A 16162-nucleotide genomic window follows, 5' to 3' on the forward strand; every position below is an offset into this window, starting at 1 on the left:
CAAAAAATTCATTCTCGGCGATAACGAAATCCACGTACTAAAGGACGTAAGCTTAAATATCGAAGCGGGCGAGTTTATATCGATAATCGGGCAATCCGGAAGCGGAAAATCGACGCTGATGAATATAATCGGCTGCATCGATACGCCAAGTAGCGGAAGCCATAAGATCGAAGGTCGCGAGACCGCGAATTTAAGCGGCGACGAGCTTGCGGCACTTAGAAGTAAGAAATTTGGCTTCGTTTTTCAAAAATATAATCTCATCGCCACGATGGACGCGACCGCAAACGTCTCGCTACCTGCGGTTTATGCGGGCGTGGGGGCGAGCGAACGGACGAAACGAGCGGTAGAGCTTTTAAATAAGCTGGAGCTTGGCGATCGCACCAAAAATTTACCGAGCAAACTTAGCGGCGGGCAGCAGCAGCGCGTAAGTATTGCCCGCGCTCTGATAAACGGCGGCGAAGTGATTTTGGCCGACGAGCCCACCGGCGCGCTTGATAGCAAAAGCGGCGAGACGGTGATGCAAATTTTAACGGCACTGCACAAAGAGGGCCACACCATCATCATAGTCACGCATGACGCGCATATTGCGGAATTTGCGGATCGTATCATCGAGATCAAAGACGGCAGAATTTTAAGCGATAAAAGAAAAGCGGAGCGGGTTTTTGAGCGCAAAAAAGAGGAGATTAAAACGAAAAATTCCTTTATATTTTGCAAAGATCAGCTCATCGAAAGCTTTAAAATGTCCATTAGCGCGATATTTTCGCATAAACTAAGATCAATTTTGACGATGCTAGGCATCATCATCGGCATTGCGTCTGTTATCTGCGTAGTAGCTCTCGGTAAGGGTTCGGAGGAGAAAATTTTATCCGAGATCCGTAAAATTGGCACCAATACGATCGATATCTTTCCCGGTAAAAATTTCGGCGACGTGCGTGCGGGCTTCGTGAGCACCCTTACAATAAGCGATTCTAAAGTTTTGGCGCGCCAGCCCTACGTCGATTATGCCACACCAAATGCTTCTGCAAGCGGTACGGCAACATATGCGAATTTAAGCTCCAAGGCTCAACTGCGCGGTGGTGGCGTGAATTCTTTGGCGGTTAATGGCATAGATATAAAAGATGGTAGAAATTTTAGCGACGATGATATTAAAAATTCTGCCTCCGTCGCGATTATCGATCCAAACACTAAAAAAACATTTTTTAAAAATTCCGATCCGATCGGCAAGACGATTTTATTTTCGGGTAAGCCACTTAAGATCATAGGAGTTTCGGGCAAGGACAAGAACGCCTTCGGAAGCAACGAAAATTTAAGAATTTACGCGCCGTACTCAACCGTGATGAATAAAATCACGGGCAATCGAAAAATCAGCTCTATCACCATCAAAATAAAAGACGATGTCAATACTCAAGTGGCCGAAGAGAGCCTAACTCAGCTACTTATCCAAAGACACGGCTCGCGGGATTTTCATACGATGAACGCAGATACTATCAAACAAACAATACAAAGCACTACCGGCACGATGACGATTTTGATCTCATCGATTGCGGTTATCTCGCTCGTCGTCGGCGGCATCGGCGTGATGAATATCATGCTCGTAAGCGTTACCGAGCGCACGCGCGAGATCGGCATCAGAATGGCGATCGGCGCGAAGCAATCCAATATCTTGCAGCAGTTTTTGATAGAGGCGATCTTGCTTTGCTCGCTCGGCGGAGCTTTAGGAATTTTAATCGCTTTGGCGCTTGGATTTGCGTTTAATACCATAAGCCCAGATTTTGCGATGAAATTTACTACCGCACCTTTCGTGATCGCCTTTGCGGCATCGTCCGCGATCGGCATAGTTTTTGGCTATCTGCCGGCAAGAAACGCCAGCAGATTAAATCCGATAGATGCTTTAGCACAAGAATAAACAAGGAGAGAAAATGATAAATTCCAAAGTAATTTTAAGCGGCGTTTTAGCTGTTTTTATCGGCGGTTGTGCCTCAAATCAAAGTGAGGTCGAATTTAAGCCTGTAGAGCATTTCAAGGACGAAAATGCAAGCTATGAAATCGATACGCTGTGGTATAAAAAATATGGCGAATCATACTTAAATAAGCTTGTAGATCAAGCCCTTGCGAATAACTACGATCTAAAAACAGCGGCTTTAAATGTTGAGAGTGCTTATGCAAATTTAGGGCTAAGTAGGGCTGATCTTTTTCCTACGCTAAGTAGCTCGTGGAGTGCGGGCGCTAATCGCGACATAAGCACCGGCTCGAACTGGAACAAAACCTATAGTTCGGGCTTTAACGTAAGCTATGAGCTTGATCTTTTCGGCAAGATCCGCTCGGCGGTAAATGCCGAGGGCTGGAACGCTAAAGCTAGCGAGTTTGATCTCGAAAATACCCGCTTGACGCTTATAAATTCCGTCGTAAGCGGATACTTCGAGATGCTTTATCTAAACGATTCGCTAAAATGGACTAAACAAAATTTAAGCGATTACCGAGAGATCGAAAAAATAATCAAGGCAAAATACGATTACGGCAAGTCCGAGCAGCTAGATTACAGGCAGATTCAAAATTCTATCCTAGGGCTTGAAAACAAGGTCTTAAGCATCCAAAAAAATATCGAGGATAATCATAAATATATGAGAAATCTCATCTCCTCCAGCTTGCAATTTGATGATAACACCGATTCGATAAATTCCATAGAATTCCAAGGCGTTGATCTAAATGTGCCTTACACGGCGCTTGCTAACCGTCCCGACATTAGAGCTGCGATCGCTAGGTTAAATTCCAGTTTTTATGATGAACAGACCGCTAAGTTAAATTTCTTTCCTAGCGTGAATTTGGGCGCAGGGCTTACTAACGGGCAAGGCGTGAGCGCTAACGATAGTTTCAAGCTAAATTTTTTAAGCGGCAACGTAAGCATAAGTCTGCCGTTTTTGGATTATGCGAGGGTTGAAAACCGCCTTAAAATTTCGGAGATCGCTTTTCGCAAAAACGTCGTAAATTATGAACAGACGCTCTCTAACGCTACGAATGAGGTGCTAAATTTATATAGAATTTACCAGATCAATCTGGCTAGCCTTAAAAATTTAAGTGCCGCTTACGATGAAAAGGCGCGTATCGCCGATCTTTACGCTGCGAAATACGAAGCAGGCTCAAGCGAGCTAAAGGATATGCTAGAAGCCCGCACCGACGCCGTAAACGCTAAGATAAACGAGCTAAATCAAAGATATTTGACGCTGCAAAATGAGGCGGCGATCTATCGCGCGATGGCAGGTAAATTTAAACGCAAATGAAAAAGGCTTTGATATTTTGGCTGCTTTGCGGCGCGATATTTGCTGATTGCACGGCACTAAGCGCGCAAGATGACTCAGTAAGCTTTGGTGCCAGCGCTTACGTTGCGAACGATAAACAATCAGAATTTGAGAAAAACCATAATGAAATTATGCTAAATCGTCAAAAAAATGAATTAGATAGGCAAAGCCTGCAAAATAATTTGCAACGTGAATCAAAAGGCGTAGGCGACCACGATGATTTTTCGATGAAAAAACAGCCGATGCAAGACATCAAGGAGCGAAACAATAAAAATGAGAAGGACTTAAAACTGCGCCGTAAAAAGCTGCAAGGCGACGCTTATCGGCGCTAGGGCTGCTTTTGTTTATCGGTTTTTAAGTAAAGTTTCTATAAAATCTCCGCTTTACATTTTCTTAAAGGAACAGTTATGAAAAGAACGTACCAACCCCACAATACCCCTAAAAAGCGTACTCACGGCTTTCGCGTCCGTATGAAAACAAAAAACGGCCGCAGAGTTTTAAGCGCAAGACGCGCTAAAGGCAGAAGAAGATTGGCTGCGTAGGCGAATTTGCTGCGATAAGCGATAGCAGGGTTTTTTCGGAGGTTTATAAAAGTGCGGCAAAGTGGCATTGCGAATGCGCTGTTGTGTATTTTTTGGCTAGCGAGCAGCGTAAATTTAGCGCAGTCGCCAGTAAAAAAATAGGCAATTCAGTTACGCGAAATTACGCTAAAAGACGTTTGCGCGCAGCGTTTTATAATCAAAAAGACGCCATTGTTAGCGGAATTTTTATATTAATCGCAAAAAAGCAGATCATAGATATGAGCTTTGAAGACATCGAGCGAAATTTAAAATGGGCGTTTAAAAAGATCGGCGCAGTAAAATGAAGAGATTTTTTATAGCTGCGATCGGGTTTTATCGAAAATTTATTTCGCCTTTGCTACCGCGCTGTTGCCGTTATTATCCGAGCTGTTCGGAATACGCGCTTTATGAGTTTAAGTTTAACGGCGTCTTTGGCGCGCTCTGCGCTGTAACGGCTAGAATTTTAAGATGCAATCCGCTCTTTAGCGGTGGCATAGATTATCCGATAATCGCGCGAAATTTCAAATTTTGCGTATTTTCTAAAATCCGCAGCAGCAATGCCTCTGTGGATAAATTTAAGCTTTGGTTCATACCATATAAAAAAAATAGATATTACGTCATACGACTAGGAGAAAATAGTGCTAGATAAACTTCCTCAATCAAAGCGCCTTGCTATCGCAATAGCAACTGCGCTCATATTTTTTGTAGCTTACGATCATTTTTATTTATCAAAAATTCGCGCCGCAATGGAGGCAAACGCAACCGCGACGCAAATCGCGCAAAAAAATGCCGCCAAGTCCGCTCCGCAAACTACCGCCGCTGGCGTGAGCGCGCAGGGAGCGAATTTAAATACCACAAATTCCATCTCTGCACCGTTAGTGCGCGTGGTTGGCAAAGAAGCAAATTTCACGATCGACGGGCTCGGTCGCATAAGCTCGTATGTGCTAAATGATGCTAAATTCCGTGACGAAAACGGCGATGCGATAAATTTGATCGATCCTAAATCGCATTCTAAACCGCTTGAGATGCGCTTCGAGGACACGGCGTTGAATGCGATGGCTTTCGATACTCCTTACAGCGCCTCATCTAATGAGCTTGACGCACGAAATGGAGAGGCTAGCGTTACGTTAAGTCAAAGTCTAGGCGCCGTTAGCATAAATAAAATTCTTACCTTTTATCCAAATGGTAGTTATAAATTGGATCTGAAGTTAAGCGGCAATGCGCGTTATTTCATCAGCCCTGGCTCGCGTCCGAACGTAGAAGTAGATAGCTATACGGTTCACGGCGTCATCGTAGGAAAACCGGGCGAAGCTGGAATTTCAGATAAAATCGCTTCATTTTTTACGGGCTCGCAGGCTATAAACGAAAGCGTAGAAATTTTTAAAGATGGCGATGTGGATAAAAATGAGCGAATAAGTGGGGCAAATATCGCTGCAAGCTCCGATCGCTATTATACGACGCTATTTTACGGAGAGAGCCTGAATGCGACCGTGACTGACGCAGATAAAATTTCGCAGGTTTTCATAGGCTCAGACGGTGATCTTAGTCTTACGGGCTATATCGGCGCGAAAGATCATGCGACGCTAAACTCGATAAATCCTGCTCTTACGCACATTATCGAATACGGCTGGTTTACCTTCATCGCCCGCCCGATGTTTAAATTTCTAAACTGGTTGCACGGCTATATCGGTAACTGGGGCTGGTCGATCGTCGTGCTTACGCTCATCATCCGCCTAATCTTATTTCCGCTAAGTTACAAGGGAATGCTATCTATGAATAAGCTAAAAGATCTGGCACCTAAGATGAAGGAGCTTCAGGAGAAATATAAGGACGATAAGCAGAAGCTGCAGATGCATATGATGGATCTGTATAAGAAAAACGGCGCCAATCCGATGGGCGGCTGCTTGCCGATCCTGCTTCAGATACCGGTATTTTTCGCGATCTACCGCGTGCTACTTAATGCGATCGAGCTAAAGGGCGCGGAGTGGGCGCTGTGGATCCACGATCTGTCACTTAAAGATCCATATTACATCCTGCCGATTACGATGGGAATTTTGATGTTTTTACAGCAAAAGATTACGCCGACTACATTTACCGATCCGATGCAAGAGAAGATGATGAAATTCTTACCGCTCATTTTTACGGTATTTTTTGTGATGTTCCCTGCTGGTCTTACGTTATACTGGACGGTCAATAACTTCTGCTCCATTATCCAGCAATACGTCATTAATAAAGCCTTTGCTAGGCATAAACAAGCTCAAATAGCGGAGAAAAAATCATGATAATTGAAGCAGAAAATTTAAAAGACGCATATAATAAAGCAGCAGCTGAGCTGGAATGTTCAGTAACGCAACTTAATGTGCGCGTGCTGCAGCATCCAAGCGGTGGATTTTTGGGCTTTTTTAAGAAAAATGCCGTAATAGAAGCGGTTTTGGAAGGGGAGAAATTTAGCGAAAATCCGGAACTTAACGCCCCGCAAAATAAAGTCGGCAAAGCAGAGAGAAGGCAGGGCGACAAATCAGAGTTTCAAAGTCCTCGCACCACGCATTCTAAACATCGCAAAGAAAAGCAAAAGGGCGTTGTGACGGATGAAATTTTATCCGATATCAAAGAAAAGCTATCTGCACTTTTCAGATCAAGCGAGTTTAATATCGAAGTTAGCGATGTTAGCAAAATCGACGAAAATACCGTCTATATCAAGCTACAAGGCGAGGATAGCGCGCTTTTGATAGGCAAAGAGGGGCACCGCTACAAGGCACTTTCGTATATGATTTACAACTGGATCAGCATCAGATACGATCTTGCTGTGGTTTTTGAAATCGCGGAATTTTTACAAAATCAAGAACGATTTATCGATTCTTATGTAAATGCGCTCGTGGAACGCTCCGGAAATGAGCGTATCGTCACGAAGGCTTTTGATGGCGCATTTATCAAAATCGTAGCCGACAAGCTAAAACAAGCATATCCGGATCGTTTCGTGGGTATCAAATCCACGCGTAGCGGCAAAATCGTCATCGTAGACGAAAAAAGCTAATCGTGAGCGAGACTATCGCCGCTATCGCTACGGCTCACGGCATCGGCGGAATTTGCATAGTTAGAATTTCAGGCGAGGAAGCGCTATCTATCGCTCTAAGCCTTTCGCATCGCAGCTCTTTGCGACCTCGCTATGCTACGCTTGTGAATCTTTTTGACGCGAGTGGCGAAGCGTTCGGCGAGGCGATTTTGATATATTTTAAAGCTCCGCATAGTTTTACCGGCGAAGATGTCGTAGAAGTGCAGACCCATGGCGGCTTTACGGCTTCGTCCTTGGCGTTAGATGCCGCGCTGGCTCTGGGCGCGCGCATAGCAAATCCGGGCGAGTTTAGTAAGCGAGCGTTTTTAAACGGCAAAATGGATCTTAGTAAAGCCGAAGCCATAAGCGATCTGATTAATTCGCGCTCGCAAAGTGCGGCTAAAATTTTAGCTAGAAACCTGCGCGGCGAGCTAGCAGACTTCGTCGCAAATCTGCGCGCGGCTCTGGTTAAGACGCTAGCTTTTGTCGAGGTTTGCATCGACTACGCAGAGGACGATCTGCCCGCAGATGTGCTGCAAAGCTCGCAAAAGATGCTGGATGAAAATATAAAAAGCCTGGGAAAAATCACCCGCATAAGCCGCAGTCGCAAGGGGTTGATCGAGGGCTTTAAGGTGGCGATCGTAGGTAAGCCCAATGTCGGTAAATCAAGCATTTTAAATTCTATGCTGAGCTTTAGTCGCGCTATCGTGAGCGACGAAGCGGGCACTACGCGCGATCTTATCGAAGAAAGCTTGCAAATAGGCACTCATCTAATCCGTATAGTCGATACCGCAGGTATCAGACACAGCGGCTCAAAGCTTGAAAGTATCGGCATTTCATATTCGCTTCGCGCTGCAAGCGAGGCAGACGTGATTTTGGCAGTGTTTGACGCAAGTCGCGAATGGGATGCTGAGGACGCGCAGATCCTAAAAATACTGCGCGAACAAAAAGAGAAAAAAATCATCTACATTTTAAATAAATGCGACTTGCCGCGTAAATTTCATCCTAGCGCGGAGGATCTTGACGAGGATTTAGAGGCTTTTTCTGAAAAAAATTTCGCAGCCGAAAATCCCATATCAGAGAATTTCACAGCCGAAAATTTAAAGCAAGGTCGGACTTGCGATGCTTCTTTAAATTCCTGCGCGCAGAATTTAAAAGCTAAAAATTTAAAGCGTGACTTAAACGCGCAAAATTCTACTTCCACAAATTCCGCGCCTACAAGCCAAATAGCTCTTGCGAATTCCATAAATCCAAAGGAACAGAATTTTGCCGCAAAAGCGGGACTAGCGTCGCCAAATACCGAGCGCGTTACTGCAAGCTGTGCTGCGGGGAATTTTACGAAAGATGATTCCAAACAAAATTCTGCAAATTCCATCGCGCCTAGTAGCTCTGCAATAAATCCCGTTAGGCAAAATACCCAAGCAAATTCCATTTTTGCGCCACTTGAAATTTCTGCAAATGAGGGCGTGGATAAAATTTTAACCGCGCTTGAGAGCTACTTAAATTCTCAAAATTTCGATGGCCTTATGCTAAGCAATGAGCGGCAAATTCTATCTTGCGAGAGCGCGCTTGCGGCTCTTAAAAATGCGAGCGAGCGCCTGGCTTGCGGCGAACTTGAGCTTTTTGCATTTGAGATAAATCGCGCGATTGAGGCGATTGCACGTATTTCGCGTCCATTTGAGCGAGATGAAATTTTAGACGAAATGTTTAGCAATTTTTGCCTCGGCAAATAGCGTTTTAGCTACTAATTAGCCAAAATTCAATATAATCTCGCATTTAAAACGAGGTCTTTATGAAGGAAAAAATCCAATATTTTTTGGCGCTGGGTCTGATAAAATTTGCAAAATTCGCGCCGAAAAGCTTCATATTCGCATTTTTCGATAAGCTCGCACTTTTTGCATCGTGGAAGCTTAGCAGGCGCGTTAAAGTCGCGCAGGATAACCTTCGCGCCGCCTATCCGCAAAAAAGCGAAAGTGAGCTTCACGCTCTTGCGATCGAGAATTTTCGCAGTATCGCTAGGACGCTTACCGACACGCTTTTATTTTACAATGGCAGACTAAAATTTGATGATCTGATTTCAAACGGCGAGCAGGCGCTAGAGCGCGTCCGAGAGCTAAAAGGTGATAATCCGCACGGGATTTTATTTTTTACGGCGCATTTTGGAAATTGGGAAATTCTAGCTAATTTTTTCGGCGCCAATGGCTTCCCTGTCTCGGTAGTCGGGCGTCGCAGCGATAACGAGCTGATCGAAGAGCGGCTCGTAGCGCCGTTTCGCGAGCGCTACGGCAATGACCTCATTTACAAGGACGATGCGATGCGCAGGCTCGTGCAGGCGCTAAAGCAGGGGCGCAACGTAGGCATTCTGCCCGATCAAAAGCCAGGCCCTAAAAACAGCCTGCTTACGACCTTTTTTGGACGGCAGTGCTACACCACGAAGACTATCGCGTCACTTTATTTGAAATTTCGCCCCGTGCTGATACCAATTTTTGCGCGCCGCGGAGAGGATAATCGCTACGAGATCGTGATCAAGGATTTCCCGCCGCTACCTGAAGGGCTAAATAAGGACGAAGCCGAGCTGTTTATCACGCAAAAGTGCAACGACATTTTCGAAGAGGTCGTGCGAACCGCGCCGCAGCAGTGGTTTTGGATACACAAACGATGGAAGATGGACTGATGGCGCGGCAAATTTCAAGAGGCGAGAGCAAACAGGGCGTCATAAGAAATTTATCCGCTCCGCAGGGCTTGCGCCTTTTTGCAAAAGAGCAAAGCGTCGTAAATTTAGGCGCCGCCGCGCGAGAGAGCAAAAATTCGGATTTCAAAAATTTTATATCGTTTTGCGGTGGCTCTTCTTGTGCTTTGCGGCGTGAAAGCTTTAGTGATAAAAATTTAAGATCGGGTGCCTCAGATTACGCGTGGCACGCAGGCGGCGGGTCATTAAATTTAAACAGCGAAAACTCCGCTGCAAATCCGTCCGCCCCAAAAAATCCGCATCGAAAAGCGCTCATCTTAAGCGACGGCCGCAAGGGGCACGAGAACCAAAGTATCGCATTTTGCGAGCTAAAAGGGCTTGAGTTTTGCATTTACAAGATCGCTTACGCAAACAAGCTTCTTAAACTCTGCTCCTACGCGCTTGATTTTTTTGGGCTTTATTTTAAAATTTTTAAGTGCGATCTTGGCGGGAGTGGCACGGCGGCGGACCGTAAAAACGGATCAAATTTAAATAATACCTCTTTAAATAGCCCCGCTGCATCAGATAGCGCAAATTTAGATGCCTCAGCAGATCGCAATTTAAATTTCGCAAATTTCGATCTATTTGTAGGCGCGGGCTCTACGAGCTATTACGCGCTAAAATTTTACGCGCGCAGATACGCAAAGCCGAGTATAGCACTAATGTACCCGAAGGGCTACCGCAAGGATTTTAGCGTCATCATCGCAGGCGCGCATGATCGCCCGATGCCGAGTGCGAACCTTAAAATTTCGCCCGTCTCGCTTAGCTTTTCGCGCTCGCAGGGGCTGTATAAGCCGCAGCGCAAATCCATCGGATTTATCATCGGCGGGCCGAATTCCTGCTTTGAGATGGGGGATGAAATTTTAAAGCAGATCGTGGGCGTAAGGACGCAGTTTGCGGACTGCGAGTTTGCGCTAACGACCTCTCCGCGCACGCCGCGGGCTACCGAGAGCGCGCTAGAAAAACTCGGCTGGGATTACAGCGTGATTTATAGCCGCGAGCCCGTAAATCCGATCGGCGATTTTTTGGCGCAGTGCGAATGGGTTTTTATCAGCGAGGATAGCGTTTCGATGATAAGCGAGGCCGTATCTAACGGGAGCGCGAGCGTAGCTATTTTGAACCTAAAGCGCAAAGACGCTCATAATAAATTTGACGATTTTATAAGCGCTCTCGTTTCTACGGGTCATGCTAGGCGCTACGATGAAGCGCTAAAAAAGACCGCAAAGTACGATCTGAAGGCGTTTGTGAGGGAGATAAAAATATGAGGGTTGTGCAAATCCTGCCAGAGCTGAACGAAGGCGGCGTCGAGCGCGGCGTAGTCGAGCTAAATAGAGAGTTTGCACGGCGCGGCATCGAAAATTTCGTTATCAGTAACGGCGGCAAATTGGCGCCCGAGATAGAAAACGAGGGCGGCGTGCACGTGCAGCTCGACGTTTGCTCTAAAAATATCTTAAGCGCTCCGGCGCGCGTTTTAAAGCTACGTAAAATTTTAAGCGAGATCGCTCCCGACATCGTGCATGTCCGCTCCCGCGTGCCGGCGTGGCTGGTTAAATTTGCCCGCCCCGAAGCAAAGATCGTAAGCACCGTGCATGGGATAAATTCCGTAAATTTCTACAGCAAAATCATGACGGATGCGGACGCGATCATCTGTCCTAGCGGCTATGCGCGCGATCACGTGGTGCGAAGCTACGGCGCGGATGCGGCCAAGATCACGATCATTCCGCGCGGCATCGATCTAGTAAAATTTAATCCCAAAAATTTAGACGAGCGCTTTATCGCGGAATTTAGACAGAATTTTAACCTCGCGCAGGATGATTTCATCGTCTCGGGCGTTGGGCGCATCACGCAGATTAAGGATTACAAAACCCTGATTCGTGCCGCGGCTTTAGCAAGTGAACAAAAGCTTAAAATTTTGATCGTAGGCGGCGCGAGAGCGGATCGCGACGAGTATTTTTCCGAGCTAAAATCGCTCGTAGCTGAGCTTGGCCTGGACGAGCGCGTAATTTTTACGGGTTCGCAGAGCAAGGTGGCCGAGATTTACTCGCTCTCGTCGGTCACGGTAAGCGCTTCAAGCAAGCCCGAGAGCTTCGGGCGCTCGATGGCTGAGGCGATCGCGCTCAACTGCCCGGTGATCGCGACCCGCCACGGCGGCGCGCTGGATATCGTGAGAGAGGGCGAAAACGGTTATTTTTTTGACGTGGGCGACGCGCAGGCGTTAGCGGGGCTATTTGCTCCCGCGCGCGAGCTGAAATTTGACGGCTACGGCTATGTTTTGCAAAACTTCAGCCTAGAGCAGATGGTAGAAAAAACGATAAAGGTTTATGAGAGTTTAATATGAAAAAATTTTTTTACGAAAACGGCGCGCCTAGCGGCTGGAGGATCACATTTTTAACGCTGCTGCTTCTTTGGTGCGCGTCGCTGTTTTTTAAAAACGCGGTCTATCAGATCTCATTTGCGGCGCTAAATTTACTCTTTTTGGCGCATCTATTGTATTTTAAAAACTACGCAACACTAAGCGAAATTTTGAAAAAAACGCGATTTATCGCGATCTGCTTCGTCTGCGTCGTCGCGACGCTAGCGATCTCAAACCTCCTAAACGAGGCTGTTATCTCAAAAAAAGCATGGCAGAGCACGCTATTTTTCGTGCTTCGATACGGCGCGATATTTTTGGTGCTTTGTTATTTTTACAAGCTTAAATTTTTTGATCAGAACGCCGTTTTTGCCTTTCTGTTCGTAGGGCTTGGAATTTTAGCGGCAAGCGCGATCTATCAGTTTGTAAGCAGCCCCGATGCGATCACCTTTTCAAGCAGCACCGGTCGCGGTGGTCTTAGCGGATCGCTTTCTAATCGCAATATCTTAGGGCTTTTTATGGGCTTTGGGCTCTGCCTTAGCGCGGTGGCGATACGGCGGCCTTTGGCGCTTAAATTTGCGGCTCTATTTTTGTTTGCATTTTTTATGATCTTTTCATTTTCCAGAGCGGCGTGGGTCGGCGCGTTCTGCGCGCTCGCGTTTTACGGCGCGTTAAATTTAAAGAGCCTAAACAAAAAATACCTGCTTTTCACGGTAGGCTTTATCGCGATTTTTGCTGTTTTGCTTGCGCTTTCGCCGTCGTTTGAGCAAAGGCTGGCCGCGCTATTTAGCGGCGATTCTTCAGGCAGGACCGTGATTTGGAGCTATATTTTAGAAATGGCGCAACAAAAGCCTATCTTAGGCTACGGACTGGGCTCATATATAAATTTGCCGGGCTCCCCGGTTCTTGAGCATCCCGAATACAACGCACCGCATAATTTATTTTTAGAAATTTTACTTTATAGCGGCGCGCTCGGGCTTATCTTTTACGGCGCAATCCTATTTAGCGTTTTTAAAGAGTGCGTCCAAAGCAGGCAGTTTGGGGTTCTCACGCTTCTGATATATCTTTTGATAGATTGCCAGTTCGATCACGGCGCGTATCTGTCGAAAGAAACGCTAAGTCTGGCTACGATTTTGAGCTTTTTGGCTTATCGCATGAGGATCGAGCGATGATCTACGCGGCGGTTTTGGCTTTTGCGGCGGTAGCGCTTTTTGCGTGGTTTTGCCTGCGCTTTGCGTGGTGGGCGAAGGATCTGCCTTACGAGTATCCGCGCGTGCTGATGTATCATATGATCCGAGAGCATCTACCAAAGCGTGCTTCTAAATTCAACCGCCTACGCGTAACCCCCGCCGCTTTTGAAAAACAGCTTGCGTGGCTGAAGCAAAACGGCTTTACGAGCTATACTCTAAGCGAGCTTGCGAGTTTGAATGAGAAGCCTGCAAAGGCGGTTTGTATTACCTTTGACGACGGATACCGCGATAATCTTACGGGCGCTCTGCCTCTTTTGCAAAAATACGGCTTTAAGGCGACGATTTTCATCGTAAATCGGCGCTTTGACGGGAATTGGGCGACCGATAAGGATCTGAAAAAATCAAGTGACGAGCTAAATCGCGAGGAGATGCTAAGCGATGAGGAGGTTCGCGAGCTTTTGCGAAGCGGGCTCATCGAGATCGGCTCGCATACGCTCGATCACGCAAATTTGCCTGGCCTGGACGCGCAAGAGCAGCTGCGCCAGATGAGCGAATCAAAGCGCGAAATAGAGGCGAAATTTGAGATTTCTTGCAGCGCCTTTGCCTATCCGTTCGGCTTTTACGACGAGATTAGCGTGTGCTGCGCGCGCGAGGCGGGATTTAGCTGCGCCGTTACGACGCAAAACGACGTGTTGCGCCCTCACTACTCAAATTTTGAAATTCCGCGCATCATGGTTAGCGGCAGGCAGGGGCTTTTTAGCTTCATTTTGAAGATGAAGAAGGGCAGAAATAGATGAAAATCGCCTATCTTTGCTGCTCCAGATTTTACGGCGGCGTCGAAAAGATCGTAATCGACTCGCTAAATGAGCTTTGCAAAAGCGAGCAGACGGCGCTCATCGTGCCTGTTAGATGCGAGTTTTTGCAGCGTCTGGATGCTCGCGTGCAAATTTATCAGTACAAAAGCCGCGACAAGCGTTACAATCCGTTTTTGTTCGCTGAAATTTATCGGTTTTTACGCTCGGGCGGATTTGAAATTTTACATTCGCACGGTGCCAAAGCCGCACAGATCGGCTTCGTGGTCGAAAAATTTTTAAATCTTAAGCTCGTTGCGACCAAACACAACGACCGCAAAGCGCCCGTTTTCGATCGCGTGCGAAACGTCATCGCAGCCTCGCGCAAGGTCGCAACCACGATAAATCACGCCGCGAAGGTGATATATTTCGGTATAGAGCCGCGGCAGGAGTTTGAAAATCATGAAATTTTCGCACGCTGCAAGGGCGCGGAGGGCGCTGCAAATAGGGCGCTTGAGAGAAAAAAAGATGCGCGCGGCGACTCGGCTGGCGGCACGTTCGCGTCACAAAATATGACTGGCGCTGTATTTGCGTCGCAAGATACGCTTACCGGGGCACGCGTGTCGCAAGATAGGGCTTTGGATGCGGACGCATCGCAAAATAAAACTGGCAGCGTATTCATATTGCAACAGGGCGCAAACGCGGCGGCAGGAAATTTTAAATTTAGTATCGTTGCAGTCGGCAGGCTCGATAAGATCAAGGGTTTTGATCTTTTGATCCGCGCCGCAAGCGAGCTAAAATTTGATTTCGAGCTTAAAATTTACGGGCAGGGCGGCGAGAGGCAAAATTTGCAAAATTTAATCGATTCGCTAAATTTGCAGGACCGCGTGCGGCTGTGCGGCTTTTGCGATGACGTTGCGGCAGCTCTGAGCGCATCGCACCTGCACGTCATCAGCTCGCGCAAGGAGGGTTTTCCGGTGATTTTGATCGAAGGTATTTTTTATTCGCCCGTGCTGATCTCTACCCGCGTGGGTGGAATTTCGGAAATTTTAAACGAGGAGTTTTTATGCGAGGCGGCGGATCTGGGCGCTAAAATCGATGAAATTTACCGCACTTACGGCAAATACGCCCGGGCTTTTGCGCAAAAACACGCTGATCTTAAGCAAACTTTGACGCTGCAAAATTATATTAGCTCGCTTAAAAATTACTACGAGGAGCTGTTATGCAAAGCCTAAAGATCGTGCATTGCGGCATTTTTAACGAATATGACGACGGCAGTTTTTTCTACGGCATGGAGCGTAAGATTAGCCACGGCCTAGTTCGCGGCGGGCACTTCGTCTATGATTTTAGCTACCGCGATTGGGAACGGAGCCTGCGCTTTTGCGGGCTGAAAAATAGCGGGTTAGCTAAAATGAACGCCAAACTCGTGCGTATCTGCGAAAACATCGGCGCCGATCTGCTTCTAATCGGTAAAGGCGAAAAGATAAAATTTGATACTCTAAGCCGCATCAAAAAGCTACTGCCGAAGATCAAAATAATCCAGTGGTATGCGGATTTAAGGAGTGCCGATAGCGCCGATTTTAATAAAATTTCTCTAGCCGATGCCTTTTTTTGCACCAACGCCACGGATCTGGCGGAAATTTCGCGCCGCAATCCAAATACTTTGGTTTCGTTTATGCCCAATATCTCGGATGCCGCATTCGATAGAAATTTTGAGTCGGAAAAGAGTCACGACGTCCTTTATATCGGCAACGACTACCTGCCTAACAGAAAGGAATTTATCGAGACTCTAAAGCAACTATGCGCCAAAGAGGGGATCGGAATTAAAATTTACGGAAGTTTAGGCGAGCCCTTTATATTTGGGGAGCGGTTTCAGCAAGAAATTTCGCGCTCTAAAATAGCGATAAATTTTAATGCGGATGACGGCGTTTGGAAGCCGAATCAAAGTAAAATTTTATACTCATCCGATCGGATGGCTCAATTTATGGGGTGCGGAGTTTGCACATTCAGTCCCGCTATAAAGGGCTTGGATAGACTTTTTATCGATGGGTGCGATGTCGTATATTTTAGCGATGTAGAGGATTGTTTTGCCAAGATTAAAGAATGCTTGCAAAACGGAAGTTTCGAGGCTATCGGCAGAAACGGGCGGGCTAGGGCGCTAGAAATCGTAAATGCTACGCGCGTATCTAAATTTA

General features: G+C 46.7%; 16 protein-coding genes. All 16 read left to right on the plus strand.

Annotated elements, in window-relative coordinates:
- Positions 1–10: 10 nt before the first annotated feature.
- Positions 11–1906 carry a MacB family efflux pump subunit gene (locus Q0257_RS06195; protein ID WP_298022990.1) on the plus strand — a complete coding sequence of 632 codons (1896 nt, stop codon included), beginning with the start codon at positions 11–13 and terminating at the stop codon, positions 1904–1906.
- Positions 1907–1919: 13 nt separating this feature from the next.
- Positions 1920–3278: a TolC family protein gene (locus Q0257_RS06200; RefSeq protein WP_005873225.1), complete on the plus strand. Its 1359-nt coding sequence runs from the start codon at positions 1920–1922 to the stop codon at positions 3276–3278.
- A complete protein-coding gene (locus Q0257_RS06205) occupies positions 3275–3628 on the plus strand; it encodes a hypothetical protein (protein WP_298022957.1) in 354 nt (117 codons plus the stop codon). The genes Q0257_RS06200 and Q0257_RS06205 overlap by 4 nt, the downstream gene beginning before the upstream one ends.
- Positions 3629–3703: 75 nt before the next feature.
- Entirely contained in the window at positions 3704–3838 is a 135-nt protein-coding gene (rpmH, locus tag Q0257_RS06210; protein ID WP_005873223.1) for a 50S ribosomal protein L34, read from the plus strand.
- 14 nt (positions 3839–3852) lie between these two features.
- Positions 3853–4161 carry a ribonuclease P protein component gene (gene rnpA, locus Q0257_RS06215; RefSeq protein WP_298022994.1) on the plus strand — a complete coding sequence of 103 codons (309 nt, stop codon included), beginning with the start codon at positions 3853–3855 and terminating at the stop codon, positions 4159–4161.
- Positions 4158–4505 (plus strand): membrane protein insertion efficiency factor YidD, encoded by a 348-nt coding sequence (yidD, locus tag Q0257_RS06220; protein WP_298022960.1) that lies wholly within the window; start codon positions 4158–4160, stop codon positions 4503–4505. The genes rnpA and yidD overlap by 4 nt, the downstream gene beginning before the upstream one ends.
- Positions 4495–6138: a membrane protein insertase YidC gene (gene yidC, locus Q0257_RS06225; protein ID WP_298022964.1), complete on the plus strand. Its 1644-nt coding sequence runs from the start codon at positions 4495–4497 to the stop codon at positions 6136–6138. The genes yidD and yidC overlap by 11 nt, the downstream gene beginning before the upstream one ends.
- Complete coding sequence (locus Q0257_RS06230) at positions 6135–6890, plus strand: Jag N-terminal domain-containing protein (RefSeq protein ID WP_298022967.1); 756 nt, start codon at positions 6135–6137, stop codon at positions 6888–6890. The genes yidC and Q0257_RS06230 overlap by 4 nt, the downstream gene beginning before the upstream one ends.
- Positions 6891–6892: 2 nt before the next feature.
- Entirely contained in the window at positions 6893–8641 is a 1749-nt protein-coding gene (gene mnmE, locus Q0257_RS06235; protein ID WP_298022970.1) for a tRNA uridine-5-carboxymethylaminomethyl(34) synthesis GTPase MnmE, read from the plus strand.
- A 59-nt stretch (positions 8642–8700) separates the two neighbouring features.
- Positions 8701–9582, plus strand: a complete 882-nt coding sequence (locus tag Q0257_RS06240) for a lysophospholipid acyltransferase family protein (protein WP_298022972.1) — start codon at positions 8701–8703, stop codon at positions 9580–9582.
- The gene (locus Q0257_RS06245; RefSeq protein WP_298022974.1) at positions 9552–10901 is read left to right on the plus strand and encodes an ELM1/GtrOC1 family putative glycosyltransferase; all 1350 of its coding nucleotides are present in this window, start codon (positions 9552–9554) and stop codon (positions 10899–10901) included. The genes Q0257_RS06240 and Q0257_RS06245 overlap by 31 nt, the downstream gene beginning before the upstream one ends.
- Complete coding sequence (locus tag Q0257_RS06250) at positions 10898–11974, plus strand: glycosyltransferase family 4 protein (protein WP_298022976.1); 1077 nt, start codon at positions 10898–10900, stop codon at positions 11972–11974. Before Q0257_RS06245 ends, Q0257_RS06250 begins: the two co-directional genes overlap by 4 nt.
- Positions 11971–13158, plus strand: coding sequence for an O-antigen ligase family protein (locus Q0257_RS06255; RefSeq protein ID WP_298022978.1), 1188 nt, complete (start codon positions 11971–11973; stop codon positions 13156–13158). Before Q0257_RS06250 ends, Q0257_RS06255 begins: the two co-directional genes overlap by 4 nt.
- Entirely contained in the window at positions 13155–13973 is an 819-nt protein-coding gene (locus tag Q0257_RS06260) for a polysaccharide deacetylase family protein (RefSeq protein WP_298022981.1), read from the plus strand. The genes Q0257_RS06255 and Q0257_RS06260 overlap by 4 nt, the downstream gene beginning before the upstream one ends.
- Positions 13970–15202: a glycosyltransferase gene (locus Q0257_RS06265; RefSeq protein ID WP_298022984.1), complete on the plus strand. Its 1233-nt coding sequence runs from the start codon at positions 13970–13972 to the stop codon at positions 15200–15202. The genes Q0257_RS06260 and Q0257_RS06265 overlap by 4 nt, the downstream gene beginning before the upstream one ends.
- Positions 15190–16162, plus strand: a 973-nt coding sequence (locus Q0257_RS06270; RefSeq protein WP_298022987.1) for a glycosyltransferase, incomplete at its 3' end; no start/stop codon positions are given. The genes Q0257_RS06265 and Q0257_RS06270, both read left to right, overlap by 13 nt.

It is taken from the genome of uncultured Campylobacter sp., assembly GCF_938018035.1.
GTDB lineage: Bacteria > Campylobacterota > Campylobacteria > Campylobacterales > Campylobacteraceae > Campylobacter_B.